Raw genomic sequence first — 22,558 nt, 5'->3', positions numbered from 1 at the left:
TCGGTACTATGAACCCCTCCGACTCCCTCTCTGCCATCCACCACTTCCCTTACGGTTATAGGTTTCCGTTTTACGCTCCTGACGGGGCGTGCAGAGTAGGGTCTCCCCAGTTCCGTTAACTACTTTCTCAACATACCGCTCCCCATACCCCGAGGGATTCATAGGTGCTGTATTCCAAGTTCTCCACACCGTCCTTGGCCTTCGCCCATATGAAACAAGCTCGGCTTCCCTTTGTCCACCTCTCGGTGGTCTTTCTTAACGAGGCTGCAGGATTCACTTTATGTTACGGCCTGCTGATTTGCTCGCACTCTTTCGAGTTACTTTGTCACAGGGCTTCAACCTTAGGATTTCTCCACCAGTTGCCTGTCAGCTACGAGGTGACTTGGCTCCTGCCTCGGTTGGACTTTCACCAACTAGCAATTAACGGCTTGCTGGGCACGCTTCACACAAAAAACCACGCTCATCTGGGCGTGGTTGCGTCTTAAAGCGGCTAGCTTCACCATTTCACCGTTCCATCGCTTACCTGCTTAACTTCTTCACCGCCTCACTGCACCAACTGCAATAAAAATGGCGAAGCCTCTCCTGAATAAGTAAGCGTAAGCATATGCATGGCTCTTGTGCAGGCGATATACAGCAAGCTTCGGTCCATGTCTGTCTTGTAGTTTTCCGCATCGACAAAGGGCACGAGCACTTGATCAAACTCAAGGCCTTTGGCCAAATGTGACGACGTGACAATGACCCCCTCACGGAATTGATCGCTGCCAAAATCCAGTAGATGGACGGCTTCGCCACTACTCGCGATCTCTTGATACAGCTTTTCCGCCTGGCTTTGCGACTTGCAGACGATGCCCAAAGTACGCTGCTCCGATTTCTGGAAGCTTGCGATGATTTTCTTGATCTGTTCAAGCTCGGCGCTGCTGTCACTCGCCTTTTTGATCTCAGGGGAAGGGCCATGGCGTTCGATCGGAATCATTCGGCTGTTCGGGTTGATTTGCTGGGCAAACCTGATAATTTCCACGGTCGAGCGGTAGCTCTTTAACAACTCAACGGTTTCCGCATTTGGAAACACCTTTTTGATCTCTGTTATCGAAGAGGAGGAGTAAGGATTCACGGATTGATTGCAGTCCCCCAGAATGGTCTTTTTGCATGTGAACAAACGGGACAAAACGGCGTATTGTACGGGTGTATAATCCTGCATTTCATCCACCAGCAAATGCTTCACTTCCTCAAAGCCCTTTGTTCCTTCCAGGTGGATTTTCATATAGACCAGAGGAAAAACATCGGAAAACTCCAGCATCTTTGGCTTTTTCAGCTTGAACAATTCCGGTCTTCCCATGTATTCATAGAAATCCTTGTAGATTACAAGCAAATTCAGAGATGCAAACATTTTCTTGATTGCCGTTTTGACTTTTTTTGCTGTGGCTGCCGTTGCCTTGTCGCCATTTTCATCCCTTGCGTTTGCCGCAATGATCGACGCTGTTTTCTCCAGTCTTTGCTTGATTGGCAGGTTTGCGGCACCGCGATAAGCGCGCATGATGTCTTCTTTTGCGATATGCACGTTGTCGAATGCTATATCATCTGGGACAAAGGAAGCCTCGCTCATATGGGCCAGAAACTGATCCAGACGTTCTACCATCTCTATGCCGGATTTATATTGGATGCGTTCAATGAGAGACTGGTCGTTCGAGGCTGCAAGCTCCGCCACCTGCTGGCTGAAGCTCTCGAATTTGCATACGCCGTCAAGCTCTTTCTCCGCAATCTCTTCGATCCCGATCTCCATAATCTTCTCCTCCCCCAGCTCAGGGAGGATGTTGGAAATATAGTCGGAAAACACTTTATTCGGGGAGATAATCCATATATTCTGCGAAGTGATCGTCCCTTTGCTTCTGTACAGCAAAAAGGCGACCCGGTGAAGGGCGACCGAGGTTTTGCCTGATCCGGCAACGCCTTGAATGATTAGTTCATGGGAATGCTCATTGCGAATGATGACGTTTTGTTCCTTTTGAATGGTAGCGACAATATTTTTCATCTTCTCGTTGGATGTCTGACTGAGCTCTCTTTGCAGGACTTCGTCGTTGATGTTCAGCGAGCTTTCAATCATGTATTGCATGACGCCATCTTTGATCTTATATTGTCTTTTCAAACAGACCTCCCCTTCAACCTGTCCTGCCGGAGAGGGGTAAGAGGCTCTGCCTACCTCAAAATCATAGAACATGCTCGCGACAGGGGAACGCCAATCATAGATGAGGTTCTTTTGGCTGTCCTCTTCGCTGAAAGCATGGACCCCGATGTAGTGGGAATCGCTTCTGCTCTGGCCGTCAAGGACGAAATCCACTCTTCCGAAATACGGGGACTCTATTAGTTTCCGAAGCCTTCTTTCTTTGTCGACAGCCTTCTCTCCCTGGTCAATCGTGAGCATGATGTCGATCTTGTTTGCTGCTGTTTCCGCCGGGTCAAGCTCGGACCTGTTCTCCCAAAGGTATTTTTTGGATTCCATAATCTCATGATGTGCCTTGCTGATCTTTTGCTCAATCGTTTGCAGCGCTTTTTGCAGCTTGGACACGATGTTGGCCAAATGTTCTCTTTCTTCCATTTCCGTCTGATTCTCGATCATAGACGCCGCCCTCTTTTCTTAATAAGAATGTACTCATAAGTGTAGAGAACTTCGCAAAAAAATATAGACTTATACTTTTCTTTGTAGTATTATATTTTAATCGTGGGTCCAAAAAACGGCATACAAAAATGCCATAAATTTGCATATTAAAGATGACAAAAACCAAGTTCCTGAGAGCAGGACTTGGTTTTTTTGGTGATTAACCATGACAGAAATCCTTGATAATCTGCTTCTTTACTTCCTCAACCGGATAGCCGGGGTACACAGTCATCAGCAGCATAACACCGTGAAGCGCGGAGGAGAAGTATAAGGAACGGAGTGCTGGATTCGCTACTTCCATTCGCTCGAATATTGCACACTGGGTTTCGAATTGCCTGGCCATTTCCTGGTTTAACATTTGGCTGTATTTGGATAACACAGCATCCTCTTCAGGCTGCGTCTGCAGATGAAGGAGAAACCGGTACGCCTTCGGATTTTGTACAATGTGGCTTAACGCGCCTTCAACAATATGTGCCAACTGATCTTTTGGTGAAGGGAGCGCGGACGCCGTTTCGATGACATTCGCTATCTCGTCTGTCCGAATTCGAACGATTTCTGCCAAAAGGCCTTCTTTGCCCTGATAGTAGTTGTAAAGCAGCCCCTTGGAGATGCCTGCTCTTTTGGCAATATCCTCGACAGATGAAGCATGGTACCCCCGTTCAAGGAAGACCTCCATGGCTGCGGTACTTATACTGTTCTTGGTCTGTTGGCGAATTCGTTCGTTTTCTTCCCTGCTGCGTGGCATGGATCATTCACTCCTTCGATTTTAGAAAAGAATGAATATGCGTGGCAAGGTCCTCAGCGTGCGTCAATGTCAACATATGATCCGCTCCCTCCACCTTGGCGAAAGCGATCGAAGACACTCGCTCAAACTCCTTGGCCACACCGAGCATGTCGCTCCACTCTTCCGTTCCGTGTATAAACAGAGTAGGCTGGGCAATCAGCTCCAAACGCTCTATGGCAAGCGGCTGTGGCCAAATCACTTCAAAGCTCCGCCACTCCGAAAAGACGCGGGTCATGTATTGGGTATGCATTTCAATAAGCAAGTCACGGTAGTCGCTTGCCATTACAATTCGATAATTGGGACCATCCAATGAACACTTCACCATTTTACCGATATCAGGAGCTAGCGAATTAATCTCGGCCATCCAATCCGTAAACACTTTGGAGTAAGGATATCCCGTCAAAGACGGCGCGATGACAATCAGATGTTCCACTCTTTCCGGATAAGAGAGCGTGAAATTGGTGGCCAATTCGCCTCCTATGGAATGGCCGACAAGCGTAACCCGATCCAGCTTCAAATGGTCGAGCAGTCCTAGCAAATCAGCAACGAGGTCCATCGGTTCTTCAGGAGCTGGCGAACGACCGGTGCCTCGACCATCAAAGGTGACGACCCGATGGAAGTTGGCAAGCAGCGGGATGAGCTCCAACCATTCTCTTGAGTCGACACCCCCACTGTGAATCATGACAATCGCCGGTCCATTTCCATACGAATTATGGTTCAGATTCATGAAATAGCCCCCTTTCCTTTTTTGGATTGGAATTATCTCCATCTATAGTTTATTTTATGACTGAATGTCCAGTCAATAAAAACGCTAGCGATGCGACTGCCAGTTGCACACAAAAAACGCAACCCATATCAGGTCGCGTTGAGTTTCATGCTCCCACCGATTGACGCTATCATTGCTACGATTAACCAATAGAAATAGACCGCCCTCGCCAAGATAAACGGTCTATTTCTTCTATCGCAACTTCCGAAGCCGAGCGCTTTTGAAACGGTCTACTATGCCTGGAAGTCTTCTTACCGGACGGCTCCTTCCCTCGTTTTATTGTACATTTTCCCATTTATGCGTGACATGTTCGGGTCACAGTAATAAACGCTGGAGAAGGTAAAGCTCACTTCTTTCTTAGAAAATGGTTATCGCAGAATAGATGAGCAACAAGCACATGATCATATTTATGATCCTATCGTATTTTGCAAATATCTTTTTAAAAGCCGCACCACATAAGGCCCACAATAGCAATGCTGCGCAGCCAATCAGTATGGTGACGCACATAAAAAAGAGCTTGGCTTCATTTGAGTCGTGATAGGGAAGAATGAAAGTTGACATGGCAGTTAAGAAATACAAGATGCTTTTTACATTCAAAATCTGAAAAAGCAGGCCTGCAAAAAAAGAAGACCGGCTATTCGTGTCCGTACCCTCGGCTCCCTTGGAAAATGCCATTTGCCATGCCAGATACAACAGGTACGCCGCACCCGCTGCTTTCAAGTATGGTTCTGCCATGGGAATCCACTGATAAAGACTTGCCGTCAGCAGCGAGGTACCTATCCCAAGCATAATAAACCCTGAAACTATTCCCATGTTGAAGGGAGCAGATCCTTTGAAACCATATCTTCTTGCCGTGTTCATCACTAACAGGTTGCTTGGCCCCGGGGTAATGGATGTAATAATGATATAGAGAAGGAATGCGGTAAGATTCATTTCCTTGATCTCTCCTCTCGTTAATCAGTTGCAAAAGAATACGTGATTCATTGTAATACCTGCCTATTTATCGGTAAAATTGAAATCACGAATACCAAATATCATTTTTTTGAATACACAAGAGGAGGCCAACCCTTTTGGATATACGACATTTTCTTACGTTTCGAACCATTGTCGATGTCGGCAGCTACACGAATGCCGCCAAAAAATTGGGCTATACGCAATCAACCATTACTTCTCATATACAAGCGTTGGAAAGGGAGATCGGCGGCGAATTATTTACTTACATCAGAAGAGAGCTGCAACTGACCTCCCTGGGAAAAGAACTGATTCCCATGGCCGATGAATTGCTCGATACGTATCATCGCATAACCCAGATGAAAAACCATGACAAAGTAAGCGGAGAGCTAAAAATTGCTGCCCCGGAGTCATTAACGATTTCGCGTTTGGGGCCCATTCTGAGGGAATATACAACGAAATATCCGGATGTTACGATCATCGTAAGCAATGGCACCTGCGGGCAAAACCAAAAAGATTTGATGAGCGGACTCGTCGATATTGCTTTTATGGTTTGGCCCAAATTGGAAATCGATCATTGCATCCACCATCAATTGCACAAGGAAGAGATCGTTTTGATCGCCAGTCCAAAAAAAAGCGGCACTTTGATGAATATAAAGGGACTGACGAATACTTTATTGCGAATGAAGATGGATGCAGTTATCGCACCATGTTTGAGACGTATCTCGTGCAGAATCAAATCCCGACATTTCAAACGATGGAACTGTGGAGCCTGGAGGCCATCAAGCAATGTGTGATGAGCGGTTTGGGCTTTTCAGTATTACCCTATGTCACCGTAAAAAATGAAGTTGAAAACGGATTATTGAATATTCTTGAACACAACGAACAATTTGAGCCCATTTACTCGCATCTGCTCGTCAAGTCAAAAAAGTCGCTTTCTCCTGCGGTGCAAAAGTTTATTGAGCTGACGTTGGAAGCTGTGTAGGTACGGAGAATGGAAATGCTGAAACGCAATGGGTCTCTGCTTTTATAGCATTTTTGAAGCTGGTGGATCGTAAAAGTTCAATAGCCGATATTCTACTTAAAGAACATCGGCTTTTATTTTTTTATATACCGTACAACTTTTCATGTTTTACACGGCCAGTGTAACGTTTCTACCGGCTAGGGTTAAAGACGCTTTGACACGGATGATCGGTTTTGGTCCGCTTCTTATTGCACTGCTCTCACTGATTGTCGCGATCATTGCTGCGATTAGCCAAAAGAAATAGATCGCCCTCGCCAAGGTAAGCGGTCTATTTCTTGGTCACAGATCCGAAGCCGACTGCCTTTGAAGCAGTCTGCTGTGCCAGGGAGTCGTGTTACAGCATGGCTCCTTCTTCTTCTTACTAAACGTTTTCCAGTTTTTACAGGCAAGATTCGCGTCATGAAAATATACAGACTTGCTTTACGGCAGTGGATTAGATGCCTTCATCAAGTATTTTCCCGTGATCGACTGTTCTGCATGGATGATCTGCGAAGGGGTGCCCTCGAACACCACCTGCCCGCCCTTGCTGCCGCCGTCCGGTCCCATATCGATGATCCAATCCGCTTGGCTGATCACATCGAGATTGTGCTCGATGACGATCACCGTATTGCCGGCATCCACGAGACGGTTCATGATCCCCAGAATGTGACCGATATCTGACATGTGTAGTCCGGTCGTCGGCTCATCCATCACATAAATGCTGCCTTTCTTATGCAGCTCGCTTGCCAGCTTGATACGCTGGCATTCCCCTCCCGAAAGCGTGCTGAGCGGCTGACCGAGCGTAATATAGTTCAGCCCCACATCACTCATCGCCTGGAGCTTGCGAACAACCTCTTTTAGCTCAAAAAAATCCAATGCCTGCTCCACAGTCATCTCCAGCACTTCTGCAATTGACTTGCCGTTCAGCTTGTACGCGAGCACTTCTTCCTTGAATCGTCTACCTCCGCATACTTCGCATGGCAGCTTCACGCTGTCGAGGAATGCGAGGTCTGTATACACAACACCCAGCCCTTGGCAGTTCTCGCAAGCCCCCTTGGAGTTGAAGCTGAACAATCCTTGGCTCACCTTGTTCGCGGAAGCAAACGCCTTGCGCACATCATCCATAATGCCCGTATAGGTCGCGGGATTCGAGCGTGTTGACACTCCTACCGCCGATTGGTCGATGACAATCGCATCCGGATGCTGGCTGAGGAATACTTCGTTAATCAGCGTGCTCTTGCCCGAGCCGGCGACACCCGTAACGACTGTGAGCACCCCCGTTGGAATATCTACACTTACATTTCGCAGGTTGTGCAGTGTGGCATTCTTTATGGACAGCTTGCCGGACGGCTGCCTGCAATCGTGCTTCAGGAGGAGCGGCCGCTTCATATGGGTGCCCGTCAGCGTATCTGCTTCGAGCAGCCCCTGGAAGCTTCCTTCATACACGATGGTACCGCCGCGGCTCCCGGCATATGGTCCAACATCGACGATATGATCCGCCACCTTGATCACATCGGGATCATGCTCGACGACGATCACGGTATTCCCCTTGTCGCGCAGCTTCTGAAGCAACCCATTTAACCGGTGTACATCACGGGGGTGCAAGCCAACGCTGGGCTCATCGAAGATGTAAGTGACATCCACAAGACTGCCGCTCAGGTGCTTCACCATCTTGACGCGCTGCGACTCGCCGCCGGACAATGTATCCGTCTCCCGGTCCAGCGTCAAGTAGTCAAGTCCGATATCCACCAAATGCTGCAACCGCTCTGTCAGCGATTTTACGATCGGAGCGGCGACCTCGTCGTCAATCTCCCGTATGACGCCGATGAGCTGTCCGACCTCCATGGAGGACAGCTCCGCAATGTTCCGTCCATTGATCCTGCAACTGAGCGCGGCCTGACTGAGTCTCGCGGCCGTGGCAGCTGGAGCAGGTACCTTCGGTGATGTACGGTGCAACAGCTTTTTGTGTGCGCTCCGATTTCGTCTTTACATCCTGCTTGATGTACTTGTTGGTGAACTTCTCGATGACACCCTCCACTGTAATATTCATTGCCTTCCCGGCGAAATCCATCTCCACTTTCCTCGCCTTGGCGTACAGCAGCTGCTCCAGCTCCTCCTCCGAATAATCGCTCAGTTTCTTATCGAGATCGAAGGCCCCCGATTGCACGATCATATTCCACTCCCAGCCGTTCACCTTATAGTCAGGGAGCAGGATGGCCCCTTCATTCAACGACTTTGACATGTCCAGCGCCTTGCTCATGTCTACTCCCAGCCTGCGGCCGATTCCGTTGCACTCGGGACACATGCCCTGCGGATCGTTAAATGAAAACATGTGCGCTTGTCCAATATAGGGCTGACCCACTCGGGAGAAGAGAAGACGAAGAATGGGAGAAATGTCGGTAATCGTGCCCATTGTGGAATGGGAACCGCCGCCCAGCCGCTTCTGATCCACAATAACCGCCATGCTCAGGTTCTCGATCGCATCCGCATCTGGCTGCGGATAGCGCGGCAGGAAATTACGCACGAACATGCTGAAGTTCTCATTTAGCAAACGCGTGGATTCTGCGGCAATCGTATCGAAGACGATTGATGACTTGCCCGATCCGGATACCCCGGTGAAAATTGTGATCTTCCGCTTGGGAATGCGCAAGGATACGTTCTTGAGATTGTTTTCCCTTGCAGCCGAGATTACGATATATTCCTGATTGGATTCGCTCATGTTATCATCCTTCCGAAAGTGAATTTCTGCTTGCCTCCTCGCAGAACGGCCGCAAGCGCTTGAAGATCAGGGTTTGGCATTGGCGGTTGATACGCACTCGTTCCAGGTTGCCTGGTAGTTCCGAGAGCAATTCGCGGTAAAGCTATTGAGCCCTGTCATACGTTCTCCTTTCTTTTGTAGTCGTAGTCGAACATATTGTCTTCGAAATTGTCGAGTCGTTCTTCCCACAGGATGCTGAATGAATCGAACCATTCATCCAGCTCCTGAAACGGCCGGGCTTCAAGGCTATATATTCGCTGCTGGGCCTTGCTGCGGACGCGTACCAACCCAGCCTCGCTCAAAATACGCAAATGGCGAGACACTTGCGGTTGGCCGATGTTGAGAGCCTGAACGATTTCACTTACGGATCGCGGTCCTTGTTTTAAAAGTTCGACAATGTTAAAACGGTTCGGCTCGGCGATCGTAATTAATGTTAGTTGCATCGATGTCGTGTTCATGTTTTTAATATACACCATCGCGTATATACACACAAACGCATATAACGACTTTTTTAACCACCTCACTATCAGGGAACCAGCATTTCTTTCCAGCTTCAAAACTCCGAAGCTGTGAGTGCGATTTTTTACGTTCGATGTCGGAAACCGCCAGTGAACGTCTTCGACGGAACTCCGTCATTTAAAGATAAACAAAAAAACGGCATCTCTGCCGTGTAGAAGGAAAACGGCGGCTACATACCTGTTGTCAAAACCGCCGTTGACTTTCAGTTCTCAATTATCAAAACAACTTCTGTTTGTATTCTGCATTTTTTTAAGTCAAGCCCGCTAGCGCTTCGGATTGACTCGTTGGTTATCCTTTGCTCAAAAGCCTTTTGAGACAAATTCAAGATTTCCCGTAACAAAGCAGATACTTTCAGCCGAGATGGATAGGGGCTTTTTATGTGTAATTCGATAGGCATGGAAAAATCAATAGCGGGCCCTCGTATTTTGTACTTTGGAAGGCCAACTTCAGCTCCGTTTTTCTGTATCAGCTCCGTATCCATAGCATATTTCTCCACAAGCTCTCCGTTATTGCTATGGAACCCCTCCAATATTTCGGAGGCAATGCTTTTGGGATTGATACGGGAGTAAATAGTCATATTCCATGTAGAATCGCAATTTGAACATTTATAGATTAACCATATATCTAAATACTTGCGTTGAGCATTTACACGAAATAATCCGGAACAAACATACTCTGTTTTTTTGCCACATTTCTTGCAATACTTGATTGCAGGTGGTGGAGATAGATACTGTATATCCACGTTTACGATTTGCATAAAATGTTATCCTTCCTATTCAGAATGAAATAGGAAAGAGAAAAGGCGGATTGTCACAAATCCTTTTCATAAACGTCCCCCCAGTCTGGCATTTCGTCTACCTACATTGTATGATCCTGTCCTGCAAAGCCAAACCTCAAAGACTTTTCGTAAAAGAAAATGAGCCAATACAGTAGATAAACTGCATTGGCTCATTCTATGCTCAAGGAATGTTTCTTTGTTCCCGTATTATCCTTTGCATGCTTTTCAAAGACAAAAAATATTTATCAGCTAATTGTTGCAGACTATTCCCCGCCAAATACTCTTCATAAATCTGCCTATTTCGCTGCTGTAATTCTGTGCGGGTAGATGTACTTGACCCCATTCTTTTTTCTTGCCTGATTTTCTGGGGATATAGATAAACTCACCGTCTACATACTCTTGCACCATCTCAAGCAAGTCATTCGGGAGTATATGAATCGCCCTCTTATAGCTCATTTTGCTCTCCTAAAAGTTTTATTTTTAGGAATAGCATAGGCTATGTTCGCATCTGATTTCTACCCTTGTAGCTGTTCATTGCAATAGCCTTTGCTATGCAATGTTAACGATTGGATTAAGCATATATACAAGCCTCCTCCTGCCTAATTTTGTAAAATTATAACACCGCCCTGCTTTGTTATCAAGAACAAGAGCATTTTGGTGCAGCACCGAGCGTGGGCTCCAGATGGGACCTACCCGGGATCGAACCGACGACCACTTGACTGCCCAGTGTGGCGCACTCCCGTAGTGGTTTATTCAACTGCTCCAAAAAACTGATTGGGTACGATCCGCGACTGCAACGGGAGCAACCGTTACCTATCAGAATAGTGCTTGAGCAGCTCTTGTGACAGGAAATAAATACGGTCAATCATTTCACGCGGCTCGATAACCTTTGCCGCAGTACCTAACTGGAGAAAATACCTGGATACAAATTCGACTTCACTTTTATCAATCATAGTGTCAATGTATCCTTGATCTTCATTCATCATCACAATATCAGGCTCCAACCAGGGCTGGCTCCGGCATTGTCTCAGTCCTTCCCTCGTCAACTCCACGTATAATCGGAGCGGATTCATTGGCGATTTGGCAGTGTGTCTGTCCAACCATTCGTGAAGAGTAACTTGCGGGTCTTGATGCCTTTCCATAACCTTCAAGGATAAAATCCGATCAGTCCGAAACAATTTTACCTCGTTATTGGCAAGATCAATGGCGGGCATATACCAGAATCCATTGTACGTATAGATACCGATTGGGGAGACTTCGCGGATCGTATTCTTTTCTTTTGACGCGTATTCGATTTGCAGGTTCTGCTTCTCTACAGAAGCTTCGATAATTTCCTTTAGAAATTGTGACGGAACGCTTCTTTTTATATTCCAAAAGGACAACACACCCTCCAGCCGATCTATTTTTCTCTTTATATCATGCGGAAGGCTTGAATACAGCTTTGCGGAAACAGATTTGATCTCAATGTCAAAGGGCAGTGATTGATAGAATTGTAGTGATTGAAATGCAAAGAAAATGGAGAAGGCTTCATTCTCGTCAAAGATAATGGGTGGCAGCAGCCTGCTGTTCAACACTCGATAACCGCCGTTTCGACCAGGCTCGGTATAGAGGGGGACGCCCATTTCACTCAACTCTGACAAATACCTATGTGCTGTTCGCACCGAAATATCGAATTCATAGGCAACGTCCTGAGCAGTAAAGGAGCGCTTCGCATTGACATACATCATCAGGTTGAATAAGAGCTTTGCCTTGGATATAAACATTCACTCCTCACCATAAAACATGTCAGTTATTGTCATGGTATTCTTGTACACTTTCAATTGCAACAAAAACACAGGTCAAATGAGGAGGTTGCTATGATTAATAAGATGGATACGATGAAAGCTGCGGTGCTTAATCGGTTTGGTGGTCCTGAAGAACTCGTTCTGCAAAAGATTGATTTGCCCGAGATCGGACCCGAGGACGTGCTGATTCGCGTTGAATACGCAGGTGTGGGAGAATGGGATACATTTGAACGTCAAGGAGGGTATGCGTCAATGCTGGGCATAGAACCCCGTTTTCCTTATGTATTAGGTTCAGAAGGGGCTGGAACTGTGGCTGCAACAGGCGAAAAGGTTTTGGCATTCAACATTGGCGATAAAGTGTACGCCCCCGGCTTTCTTAATCCCCGAGGCGGATTCTATGCAGAGTATGCATCTGTTCATGTCAAATACGTGTCTCCGATTCCAAATGGTATGACCGTTCAGGAAGCAGCGGTGGTCTCCGGAGTGGGGATTACTGCGCTGCGTGGACTTGAAGATGTATTGGAGCTTAAACAAGGAGAGTCTATCATGATTTTTGGCGCCAGCGGAGGAGTAGGCCACTTGGCGGTACAGCTTGCGAAGTGCAAAGGGGCACGAGTATTTGCCGTTGCTTCAGGTAAAGACGGCGTTGAGATGATACAGAATCTCGGCATCGATGCGGTGATGAACGGCCGTACAGAGGATATTGCTTTGGCATCTAGTACGTTCGCTCCTGAAGGTTTCGATGCTGCCTTGTTTTGCGCAGGCGGGGAGGCCGCCAATGCAGCGATGAAATGTATTCGCAGGGGGGGACGCGTCGCATATCCCAATGGCATACGCCCCGCGCTGCAGGCACGTGACGGAATAAGCGTATCTGGATATAACGGCGAACCGGATACCGACATTATTAGGCGATTGCATCATTACCTTGAAAATGATCAAATAACCGTTCATACCAGCCGCACGTTTTTGCTGGAAGAAGCACGCGATGCACATATCGCGATCACGAATCATTACCTGGGGAAATTATGTCTGAAAGTAAGCTCAGAATGATGGTGGCATGAAATCAAAAAACGCAGCCGGGATTGGCTGCGTTACTTGCTATATATGGTGGAGCATAGCGGGATCGAACCGCTGACCTCTACACTGCCAGTGTAGCGCTCTCCCAGCTGAGCTAATGCCCCATATTTTCCTGAACTTCTCTCGCTTACAAATAGGAGTATAGCACATCCAAATTTATGATGCAACTAAAAATTTCGCTTTCCAAACCTAAAAAGTTTAACCCCCGCCTTTCAATTATATCCTCCATCCCCCTCGGAAACACTCCCCCGTTTTCACTCCCTGCCCTCAACAAAAAACAGTTGACGATTTCCCCTCTCCCCTATTACTATAAACAACAGCATTGATAATGATAAACATTATCAATTACTTATATCCAACTTTTATCTCTTCCTTATTCATTCGTTCAACCCATACTTACTGACCAAAAATCAAAACACAAAACGCTCAACCAGAAAGGGGAAAACTCCCGTGTCCATCAAGTCCAATCCTACCAAATTCCTCGCAGTTCTCAGCCTGTCGGCGATGCTTGCCGCTTGCGGCCAAGCCGGAACCGCCGAAAAAACGGACACAGCGGCCGGTCAATCGCAGTCCGACGCAGTAGCCGGCACTAGTCAAGCCGGTGAAACCACTCAAACTAGCCAGTCCGCCGCTTCAAACGAAGCCGACCAGGCAGCGATCGAGCAATACCACAAATTCGTCATCAGCCAGACGGATCAATTTGTAAAAGAAACCGACGCTTTCGTCAAAGCGGTCAAGGCGGGCGATCTGGAAACGGCCAAAAAGCTGTATGCGCCTACCCGCATGTACTTTGAAAGAATCGAGCCAATCGCCGAATCGCTCGGAGATTTCGACCCGTGGATCGACGCTCGCGAAGGCGATGTACCGGATAGCGAATGGCGCGGCTTCCACCGTTTGGAGAAAGCGCTATGGGTAGACAAGTCAACCAAAGGCATGGGCAAAGTGGCTGACCAGCTGCTCCAGGACGTAAAACAACTCCGCGTGAAAGTAGAGCACGTCGAGATCGACACCCAGATGCTCGTGACCGGCGCTGTCGAGCTGCTGAACGAGGTCTCCTCCAGCAAGGTTACCGGCGAGGAAGAGCGCTACTCCCATACCGACCTTTACGATTTCGCAGCCAACGTCGAAGGCGCCAAGGAAATTTACCTGGTCCTGAAGCCGACACTGGAGAAAAAAGATGCAGCCCTGGCGAAAGAAATCGACACCCGCTTTGCTGAGCTTGACCAGTCGCTTGCACCGTACCGCAAAGGAACCGATTTTGTTCTCTACACAGAACTGAAACCGGAAGAAACAAAAAAACTGAGCCAAACGATTGACGCTTTAGCCGAGCCGTTGTCCAAAATCGGCACGGTGTTGGAGGGGTAACGGATGGATTCCAATCAGGACCGGAAAACATACACCCGACGCGACTTGCTGAAGCTGGCCGGAGCAGGAGGCGTCGGGCTGCTGCTCGGCGCCGGCGGCGTGGGCAGTCTGATGATGAACAGCAAGACAGCGGCATCTGGGTCCCCCGATACTCATCCATCTGCTTCCGAAGACATCGTTCCGTTTTACGGGAAGCATCAGTCTGGCATTGTGACGCCCATGCAGGATTTTATTTGCATGGGTGCTTTTGATCTGACGACGACCGATGTCCAAGCGGTGCGGGAGCTGTTCAAAAGCTGGACAGAGGCCTGTGCGCGAATGACTGCAGGGCAGGGCGTCGGGGATGAAAGCACGAATGCATTCCTTCCCCCTAAAGATACGGGCGAGGCCATTGGGCTATTGCCGACACGGCTCACCTTTACATTCGGGGTGGGCGCTTCCTTCTTTGACCAGAGGTTTGGCCTGGCTGGAAAACGGCCGGAGGCACTGATCGACATGCCCCGCTTCAAAGGGGACGCGCTGGTCGACGATTGGTCGGATGGCGATGTGGTCGTGCAGGTATGCGCCAACGATCCGCAGGTCGCCTTTCACGGAATACGCAACCTGGCCCGGATCGCCCGGGGGAAAGCTGTCCTGCGCTGGCTCCAGCAAGGCTTCCAGCGTACAGGAGCGGCTGATCCGAAAGGCTCCACTCCCCGCAATTTGCTCGGCTTTAAAGACGGGACGAACAACCCCGATGTACAAAATGCGAGCGTTGCCGATGAGGTCGTCTGGGTTTCCTCCACTGACGGTCCGGCCTGGATGACAGGCGGCAGCTACATGGTCGTCCGCCGGATTCGCATGCGTATCGAAGTGTGGGACCGCACCTCGCTTGGCGAACAGGAGCTGACCTTTGGCCGCCACCGCGATTCCGGTGCGCCAATCGGGGAGAAGGACGAATTCGCCAAGCTCGATTTCAGCAAAAAAGATGCCAAAGGAAGGCCGCTCATCGACCCGGCCTCGCACGTGGCGCTTGCCCATATGGAGGGCAAGGTGCAAATCCTGCGTCGAGGCTACTCCTACTCGAACGGCATTGACCTTAAGACCGGCCAGCTCGATGCAGGCCTGCTGTTTATTTGCTACAACCGCGATCCGCGCAAGCAATTTGTCCCGATGCAGCAAAAGCTCGCTGCCCAGGACCGGTTGAATGAGTATATCGTTCACGTCGGCAGCGGACTGTACGCATGCCTGCCCGGTGTCGGGCAGGGCGGGTATATCGGAGATACATTACTGTGAGGTTGGAGGTGGGCATTTTGAAACGCACAATATCGATTCTGCTGCTATGCTTCCTGCTGGTGTTGCCGGCCTCCTCATTCGCCGCTCCCGAATCGGGCGCCGCCAAGCAGTCAGACCAGCTGATCTCCCTCGTCAGCGATGCGTTGATCTCAGCAGGAGACAAAAATCTGGATCAAGTGAAGGACGCGATCTCCAAGCTGAAGACGCTCTGGGCGGAAACAGCTGCAAAGGAAGCTGAGGGAGCTTCCTCGCCTGGTACGAGCAGTAATTCTACGCCAGGCACAAGTACGGATTCCCCGGACGCCCCCGCCCCGATTGCGGGCGAGGCCAAGAGCAACGGTCCAGAGGCGAAGGCTGTCACGGAGGCCATTGCCGCTGTCGAGCAAGAGCTCTCGCAAGCAAATCCCGATACGGATGCCGTTTATGCGAGCGTGTCTGCCTTGGCAAAAGCGATCGATACGTACGTCTCTTCCCTCGACGGCGAGAGCAAGCAGGAAAAGGCGCATGAAAGCATCAAGAAAATCCTGCCGCTCATTCAAAACAGTCTGACCGCAATCCAGTCGGAGAAATGGGAAGAGGCCAAAAGCAGCTACCAATCGTTCGTCAATGGATGGTACAAAGCAGAGAGCCTGATCCGCCAAGAGGACGGCAAGTTTTACGGAAAGATCGAAGTAAAAATCACCGGCGTGCGGATTGCGCTGAATACAGAGCCGCCGGACAAGGCAAAGGCCGTGCAAAAGGTGCAAGAATTGATCTTTGTCCTGGACGACTATCTGGCCGGCAAATCTGCTGCAGCAAGCGGCGATACGGGGGCTATGGGCGAGATTCACAGTATCTCCGACCTGATTCAGCTGCTCAACGCTGTGCAAACGGACGTGCAAAACGGCCGGGCGACAGACGCAGCGGACAAAATGGACCAGTTCATTGTAGCCTGGCCAACGGTCGAGGGAGTCGTTTTGACGAAGTCGCAGGATGCGTACAACCGGATTGAAAGCAGGATGGTTTCCATCCCCAGCCTGCTGCTCTCCCAGCCTCCGAAGCTGGAGCAGGCGGATGCATTGTTAAATGAGCTCCGTGATGAGCTTGCGCCGTACAGCCAGTCCGTTTCCTACTCGGCTTGGGATGCCGGAGTGATCCTGTTCCGCGAAGGCTTGGAAGCTATCCTGGTCATCGCTGCCCTGCTGACGTTTTTGAACCGCACGGGCAATGCCGACAAGCGAAAATGGATCTGGTCCGGCGCCGGTGCAGGCGTGGTTGTGTCTGGAGTGTTTGCGCTCGTCCTGACTGTATTTTTGTCCCACCTGTCCACAGGCAACTCCCGCGAGCTGATCGAAGGGGTTACCGGTCTGATCGCCGTTGTCTTCATGGTGACGATCGGGGCGTGGCTGCACAGCAAGTCCAATCTGCGCGCCTGGAACCAGTTCGTGGAAAAATCGATTGGGGCATCGGTGGCAAAAGGAGCGCTCTGGTCATTGGCTTTGACGTCTTTTCTGGCTGTAATGCGGGAAGGCGCAGAAACGATCATTTTCTACATCGGGATGGCGCCTTCTATTCAAATGTCTGACCTTCTGTTCGGCATCGGGGTCGCACTCGTTTTACTGGCCGTGATCGGGTACGCGCTGATCAAAATGAGCTCTCGCATTCCGATTCGCTCGTTCTTTTTGGTCGCGAGCCTATTGCTCTACTATTTGGCGTTTAAATTTATCGGCGTGAGCATACATGCCCTGCAGATTTCAGGGAAGCTTTCGGCGCATATGTCTGATCTGTTGATCGACGCCCCTTCATTTGGTTTGTACAGTAGCTGGGAGGGCACCATTCCGCAACTGATCGTTCTGCTTGTCATTGTGTGGAATATAATCCGGGTCGAGCGGAAAAACCTGAAAGCCAGGGCTGCTGTCTCTTAACGCTGAGCATTCCCATTCAATAGAAAATCCCTCTGGCAATACGGCGACTGCTCTTTCGTTTGCAGTCCGCCAAAGCTAGAGGGATTTTTTATTGACTAACACAAATCTTTTTATTGACTAGTTACTACACTTATCAAGGAAGAAATATCACGTTAAGCTCTGCCGTCTTTTCGGGCAGCGGACAAAAACGGTTTCCCCCGCTTCGCCTATTCGTTGCTGATCACGACCGAGTTGGAGTAAGCATCCCAGCCTACCTTCGCTCCCAGCGCTTCGCTGACAAAACGGATCGGCACCATCGTCGTGTCTCCGTTAAAGAGCTGGGCCGGGACGTCCAGATTGATCTTTTTTCCGTTCTTATACGCGACCTTGGACCCGATCGTCAGTTGAATCGTGTTGTTGTCTTTCGTAGCCGTTACGGTTTGGGTCGCTTCGTCCCATTCTACCTTTGCCCCTAGCGCTTCAAAGATGGCACGCAAAGGAACCAGCGTACGACCGTCGATTTCGACCGGAGGCATTTGGAACACTTGCAGCGCCCCGTCGATGAAAATGACGATATCCCTCGTTTGGTTGACGGTGACAAAAGCCGGCAAAGAGGTTGCCCAGGAACCGCTGGCCGTATCCTCCACCTCGATCACAATCGTGTATCCACCTGTCGGCAGGTTCAGCCCTTGCAGGGAGAAGACCGGATTCTTCGGATTCAGCGAAATGCGCTTCACCGACTTGCCGTACTCATCATAGACGACGACATACCACTCATAACTGCTGTACGAGCTTTTCCACTCCAGGGTGATGCTGATCGTTCCATCGCTGTTTACTTTGATGCCGCCCGGAAAGGAGGCGCCGCTCGGAATCGTAAACGTCGAGCTGCTTTTCGTTGAGATCGTCCACGAAATGCTGGAGGAGTACGATTTTTTGCCGCCGTTCACCATTTCCAGAACGAGCGCGTATTCGCCTGCCGGAAGGGACAGGCCTTTGCCGGAGATGGTTGGATTTTTCAGGTTGATCGGAATGCGTTTGACGACCTTGTCGTCCTCATTCAAGACGAGGAGCGTAAATCTCGCCTTTGCGTACTCACTGGTAAGGTCCAGACGGATCTGAATGGTGCCGTCGTTTGACAGGCGGATTTGTCCAGGGAAGTTGAGGCTCGGTACAAATCCTCCGTTGCCCGCAGTTCCTGTGCCTATTCCTACACCTGCTCCCGGTCCTGTACCGACATTACCCGCGCCGCTTCCTGCCGTTCCCGCTGTCGGTATGACAAGCACAGCCGATTCGGAGCGAAGAACGTCACCGCCGTCTGTGACTTCCAGATATATCGTGTATTCACCGCTCGTCAGCTTCAGGCTGCCAAGTGAAATCTGCGGGTTCTTTGGATTGATGCTGATGCGCTTTACTTCCTCGCCATTCTCATCGATGATCACCATCACCCATTTGGCTCGCGTGGAGACAGCGGATGACTTGATCGTAATCTGGATGGTGCCATCCTTGTCGACCTTGATTCCTCCAGGAAAGACTTTCTCCGCTCCCGCATCAGGCAGCACGATTTGCTTTTCCTTGGAGTACTCTTCTCTCGTCACGTCCGGTACGAAAAACGCGGTATCGCGTCCCCGTACGATTACCGTGTACTCGCCCGGGGCGAGATCCAAAGCCTTCGCCGGAATGGTGAATGTCAGTGTTTTGATATTGATTTCAATGCTTTGTCCAGATGGATGGAGAACTCTTTCCTTGCCGTTCTTTGCTTTGGTCGTCACGCCCGAAGCCAGCTTCTCTTTGCCTCCATTCCAAATCTGAATCTCCCTGCGATTCTTTCCTTTTTCATCGGTAAACAAGAGCGACACGTCTGCCTCGTATCGCGTATCGACCACCACCGTACCCGTAATGCTTCCTGTCTGATCTGCGATTACCTCCTGAAAAACAGGGGGAAACGAGTACGTAGAGACAAGCTTCGCCGTATCGTAATCTGCTGCGTAGGCGGGACCTATCCCTGCTGAAAGAATGAGAGAAAATACGGTAAATACGATACTGCCTGCTTTGAAACCCCTTTTCATGCTGTCAGTCTCCTTTTGTCTGATTAAAAGAATGATGGCCGTTCTCCTGAGTGTTCAGGAGATATATTTGTTGCACATTCTTTTATCGGCAATAACCGATGCGAAATTTAGGTATTTGTACCTGATCTTTAAGTCCGAACAAACGAAAGAACCCTGCACATTCGCAGAGTTCCCGTTGCTGATAGACACGCTATTTCTGTTGCACTTTTTCTTTCTGTTGCATTCGCTATTTCACGATCACGACCACCGGTGTACGCTTGCCGCCATACGTGACCGTAATCGTCGCCTTTCCTGTACCCGTCGCCTTGATGATGCCGTCCTTCACGTCGGCCGTCAACAGGCGGGAGGTTGTCCAGAGAGCCGGTATGGTTACGTCTTCTTCCGTGCCATCCGTATAGGTAGCGATCGCCTTCACCTTTCTGGTTTCTCCTTTTTGCATTTCGATCTGAACCACGTCGGTTTTCAGATACTTCAACATATCCACTTCGACAGGAATGGTAACGGTCTTTCCGTTGTAGCGGGCAGTGACGGTCGTCTTGCCGTAGCCGACGCCCGTAATTAATCCTTTGGACACATCGGCGACTTTGTAGCCGGACACCCTCCATTCGGCATCTGCACTGACGTCCGAAGTCCTGCCGTCGGAGAACTTGGCGGTCAGCGCGACTTGCACGCTTTTACCGGATTTCAGTGAAACAAATCGCTTGTTTGCCTCCAGGGCCGTCACGATTCCGACTTCGACCGGCACGGTGACGCTTTTGCCTCCGTAAGTGGCTGTAATCGTGGCGCGTCCGCTGCCATAACCGATGACATGCCCTTTGTCGACATCCGCCACCTTTGGATTGCTCGATTTCCATACGGCGTCATCCGTAACCTTGCGGGATGTGCCGGAAGCGTCTGTTGCTGTCAAAACGATGTCAGCCGACTCGTTGACCGTCAAAATCAGCATGCGAGGCTCCATGCTCAGTGTTTGTGCCTGATCGACCTCGACGGGAATAGAGATCGTCTTGCCGTCAAAGACAGCCGTAACTGTTGTTTTTCCTGAAGCCATCGCCGTTACTTTGCCAAGCACGACTTCAGCAATTTCCGGATTGGCACTTTTCCATACAGCCTGGGCGGTGACATCCTTTTCTTCGCCATCCGTGTAGGTAGCGGTCAGCTTGATCGTCTCGCTTTGTCCATTCTTCATGACCAGCTTCTTCTGGCTCGGGACGATGCTTTGGATGACACCTACGTTCACCGGCAGACTGACAGAGCGGTTCGCATAGGTGACCGTAATCGTAGCCGCACCAGTGCCGACGCCAATTACCGTACCTTGGCGCACAGTCGCTACATTATCCGCGCTGCTCTTCCATTCCGCCTTTTTGGTTACATCTTCGTTGGCTCCGCCCGGATAAATGACGGTCGCCTTTACGTCTGCAGAACCGCCGATTTGGAGATTCAGCGAGGTTTCATCCAGTGTCAGCTTTTGCGGCAGGTCTACATCGACCGGGATGGTCACTTGCTTTCCGCCGTATTTGGCTGTAATGGTGGCTGATCCGGCTTTATAGGCAGAAACAACGCCGTCCTTGACGAACGCGATGTCACTGTTGGAAGAAGACCACTCTGCCTTGTCGGTAATGATTTCCGGTTTCCCGGAGACAAAGGTTGCTTCCAGCGTAATTTTCTCAGAGCTTCCAGAGCGCATTGGCAAGTATGCAGGCTTCGGATCGAGATAGCGGGGCACCTCTACATCCACCCGGATTTGCACGCTTTTTTCTGCGTATTTGGCAGTAATGACCGCTTCGCCTGATGCGTGGGCAATGATTTTTCCTTTGCTGACAGAAGCGACCTCAGGCTTGTCGGAGCTCCATTCCGCTGTTTCTGTTACCGTATCCTTGTTGCCATCTGCGTAGAGAGCCGTGAGCTCAAGCGTTTCCTCGTCGCCAACGTGCATGAACAGATCCTGCTTGTTCACTGTCAGCGTACGAGTCGAGTCAACATCTACCTTGATAGTAGCTGTTTTTGTACCGTACTTGGCCGTAACGACCGCTGTACCCGGCCCGTATGCGGTGATTTTCCCCTTGATCGCATCCGCTACCGCTTCGTTGTCGCTGGACCATTCTGCGACACCGGCGACGTCTTCTTCGACCGAGCCATCCGGGTACAAGGCGGTCAATTTAATCGTTTCAAATTTGCCATTCAGCAAGGAAATTTGCGTTTTTTCCGGCTCCAAACGACGGACAATTTCCACGCTGACCGGGATGGCGACGGTCAGGCGTCCGAACTTGGCTGTTACCGTAGCCGTACCCGAGCCATGACCTTTGATCAGTCCGTTGGTCACAGTGGCTACCGATGTATTGTCGATCGCCCAGTCCGCTTTTTCTGTTACCTCTTCCGTTTTGCCATCACTATAGGAAGCGGTCAATTTCAACTGTTGGGATTTATCCTTCCTGATATCGACCGACTGCTTGTCCACTGTCAAGGCTTTCAGCTTTTGGGTGACCGTGACTGTAGCCACCGCTTGTTTTCCCATGTAAGAACCTGTAATGACAGATGTCCCTACCGCTTTGGCTGTAACCGTTCCTGCGTAGACAGTGGCTACGCCTGTGTTTTCACTATTCCATTCCGTCTTTATCGTGACATCCTCTGTCTTCCCTGAGACATATACCGCAGTTACTGACAGCGAGATCGTGTCTCCGGTCTCCATCGCTAATTCGTTTTTGGACAGGACCAGACGTGAGATTTCATCCGCTGCCAATGCTGTTCCCACGGTTCCGCCTCCACATATGAGCAGCAGAGCGAGAAACCCAAGTAACAGTTTTCTCCAGTTCATGACTTTCCTCCCCCGTTGGTATTTTGAAGTCCCTTTTATGGTTATCGGCACCAGGGAATAATTTTACATGAGCCTTGCGTTTTA

Annotated in this window: 15 protein-coding genes, 1 tRNA gene and 2 pseudogenes; 6 read left to right on the top strand and 12 right to left on the bottom strand. The window is 49.8% G+C overall.

Translation table 11 applies throughout. The features are described 5' to 3' along the window. Positions 1 to 544: 544 nt before the first annotated feature. From EDM54_RS19540 to EDM54_RS19525, 4 genes are all read right to left on the bottom strand, one after another. A complete protein-coding gene (locus EDM54_RS19540; RefSeq protein WP_122958662.1) occupies positions 545 to 2,614 on the bottom strand; it encodes a HelD family protein in 2,070 nt (689 codons plus the stop codon). A gap of 199 nt (positions 2,615 to 2,813) precedes the next feature. Next, positions 2,814 to 3,398: a TetR/AcrR family transcriptional regulator gene (locus EDM54_RS19535; protein WP_003387927.1), complete on the bottom strand. Its 585-nt coding sequence runs from the start codon at positions 3,396 to 3,398 to the stop codon at positions 2,814 to 2,816. Between the two features lie 7 nt (positions 3,399 to 3,405). Further along, entirely contained in the window at positions 3,406 to 4,164 is a 759-nt protein-coding gene (locus EDM54_RS19530; RefSeq protein WP_003387929.1) for an alpha/beta fold hydrolase, read from the bottom strand. Between the two features lie 396 nt (positions 4,165 to 4,560). Continuing rightward, positions 4,561 to 5,136, bottom strand: coding sequence for a LysE family transporter (locus EDM54_RS19525; RefSeq protein ID WP_122958661.1), 576 nt, complete (start codon positions 5,134 to 5,136; stop codon positions 4,561 to 4,563). Between the two features lie 137 nt (positions 5,137 to 5,273). On the opposite strand from EDM54_RS19525, the pseudogene EDM54_RS19520 reads away from it, so the two are divergent. Both EDM54_RS19520 and EDM54_RS26785 read left to right on the top strand, forming a co-directional pair. Continuing rightward, positions 5,274 to 6,139: pseudogene (locus EDM54_RS19520) on the top strand (LysR family transcriptional regulator). Positions 6,140 to 6,281: 142 nt separating this feature from the next. Continuing rightward, entirely contained in the window at positions 6,282 to 6,422 is a 141-nt protein-coding gene (locus EDM54_RS26785; protein ID WP_221175481.1) for a putative holin-like toxin, read from the top strand. Between the two features lie 176 nt (positions 6,423 to 6,598). Here the strand turns inward: EDM54_RS26785 and EDM54_RS19515 are convergent. The 5 genes and pseudogenes from EDM54_RS19515 to EDM54_RS19495 all read right to left on the bottom strand — a co-directional run bounded on the left by EDM54_RS19515 (position 6,599) and on the right by EDM54_RS19495 (position 11,975). Then, positions 6,599 to 8,876: pseudogene (locus EDM54_RS19515) on the bottom strand (ATP-binding cassette domain-containing protein). 155 nt (positions 8,877 to 9,031) lie between these two features. Further along, positions 9,032 to 9,373, bottom strand: coding sequence for an ArsR/SmtB family transcription factor (locus tag EDM54_RS19510; protein WP_122958667.1), 342 nt, complete (start codon positions 9,371 to 9,373; stop codon positions 9,032 to 9,034). Positions 9,374 to 9,636: 263 nt separating this feature from the next. Next, the gene (locus EDM54_RS19505) at positions 9,637 to 10,191 is read right to left on the bottom strand and encodes a DUF1062 domain-containing protein (RefSeq protein WP_003387934.1); all 555 of its coding nucleotides are present in this window, start codon (positions 10,189 to 10,191) and stop codon (positions 9,637 to 9,639) included. A 202-nt stretch (positions 10,192 to 10,393) separates the two neighbouring features. Continuing rightward, complete coding sequence (locus EDM54_RS27070; protein ID WP_228006877.1) at positions 10,394 to 10,555, bottom strand: Mor transcription activator family protein; 162 nt, start codon at positions 10,553 to 10,555, stop codon at positions 10,394 to 10,396. Positions 10,556 to 11,021: 466 nt separating this feature from the next. Continuing rightward, a complete protein-coding gene (locus EDM54_RS19495) occupies positions 11,022 to 11,975 on the bottom strand; it encodes a helix-turn-helix transcriptional regulator (protein ID WP_122958660.1) in 954 nt (317 codons plus the stop codon). A 93-nt stretch (positions 11,976 to 12,068) separates the two neighbouring features. On the opposite strand from EDM54_RS19495, the gene EDM54_RS19490 reads away from it, so the two are divergent. Then, entirely contained in the window at positions 12,069 to 13,046 is a 978-nt protein-coding gene (locus EDM54_RS19490; RefSeq protein ID WP_122958659.1) for a quinone oxidoreductase family protein, read from the top strand. Between the two features lie 55 nt (positions 13,047 to 13,101). Here EDM54_RS19490 and EDM54_RS19485 read toward each other — a convergent pair. After that, a tRNA-Ala gene (locus EDM54_RS19485) sits at positions 13,102 to 13,177 on the bottom strand. Between the two features lie 400 nt (positions 13,178 to 13,577). On the opposite strand from EDM54_RS19485, the gene efeO reads away from it, so the two are divergent. From efeO to EDM54_RS19470, 3 genes are read left to right on the top strand one after another with little or no spacing between them, the layout of a single operon-like run. Continuing rightward, a complete protein-coding gene (efeO, locus tag EDM54_RS19480) occupies positions 13,578 to 14,438 on the top strand; it encodes an iron uptake system protein EfeO (protein ID WP_122958665.1) in 861 nt (286 codons plus the stop codon). Between the two features lie 3 nt (positions 14,439 to 14,441). After that, positions 14,442 to 15,713, top strand: a complete 1,272-nt coding sequence (gene efeB, locus EDM54_RS19475) for an iron uptake transporter deferrochelatase/peroxidase subunit (RefSeq protein ID WP_122958658.1) — start codon at positions 14,442 to 14,444, stop codon at positions 15,711 to 15,713. Between the two features lie 8 nt (positions 15,714 to 15,721). Next, a complete protein-coding gene (locus EDM54_RS19470; protein WP_371862586.1) occupies positions 15,722 to 17,617 on the top strand; it encodes an FTR1 family iron permease in 1,896 nt (631 codons plus the stop codon). Positions 17,618 to 17,823: 206 nt separating this feature from the next. Here the strand turns inward: EDM54_RS19470 and EDM54_RS19465 are convergent, their stop codons facing one another. Together EDM54_RS19465 and EDM54_RS19460 are read right to left on the bottom strand one after the other, a co-directional pair. Then, positions 17,824 to 19,662: a copper amine oxidase N-terminal domain-containing protein gene (locus EDM54_RS19465; RefSeq protein WP_122958657.1), complete on the bottom strand. Its 1,839-nt coding sequence runs from the start codon at positions 19,660 to 19,662 to the stop codon at positions 17,824 to 17,826. 226 nt (positions 19,663 to 19,888) lie between these two features. Further along, positions 19,889 to 22,474, bottom strand: coding sequence for an Ig-like domain-containing protein (locus EDM54_RS19460; protein ID WP_122958656.1), 2,586 nt, complete (start codon positions 22,472 to 22,474; stop codon positions 19,889 to 19,891). Between the last annotated feature and the right edge of the window lie 84 nt (positions 22,475 to 22,558).

It is taken from the genome of Brevibacillus borstelensis (assembly GCF_003710865.1).
In the GTDB taxonomy this organism is placed as follows: domain Bacteria; phylum Bacillota; class Bacilli; order Brevibacillales; family Brevibacillaceae; genus Brevibacillus; species Brevibacillus borstelensis.
The sequence above is the reverse complement of the archived record's forward strand: the minus strand, read 5'-3'. Positions and strand labels throughout refer to the sequence as shown.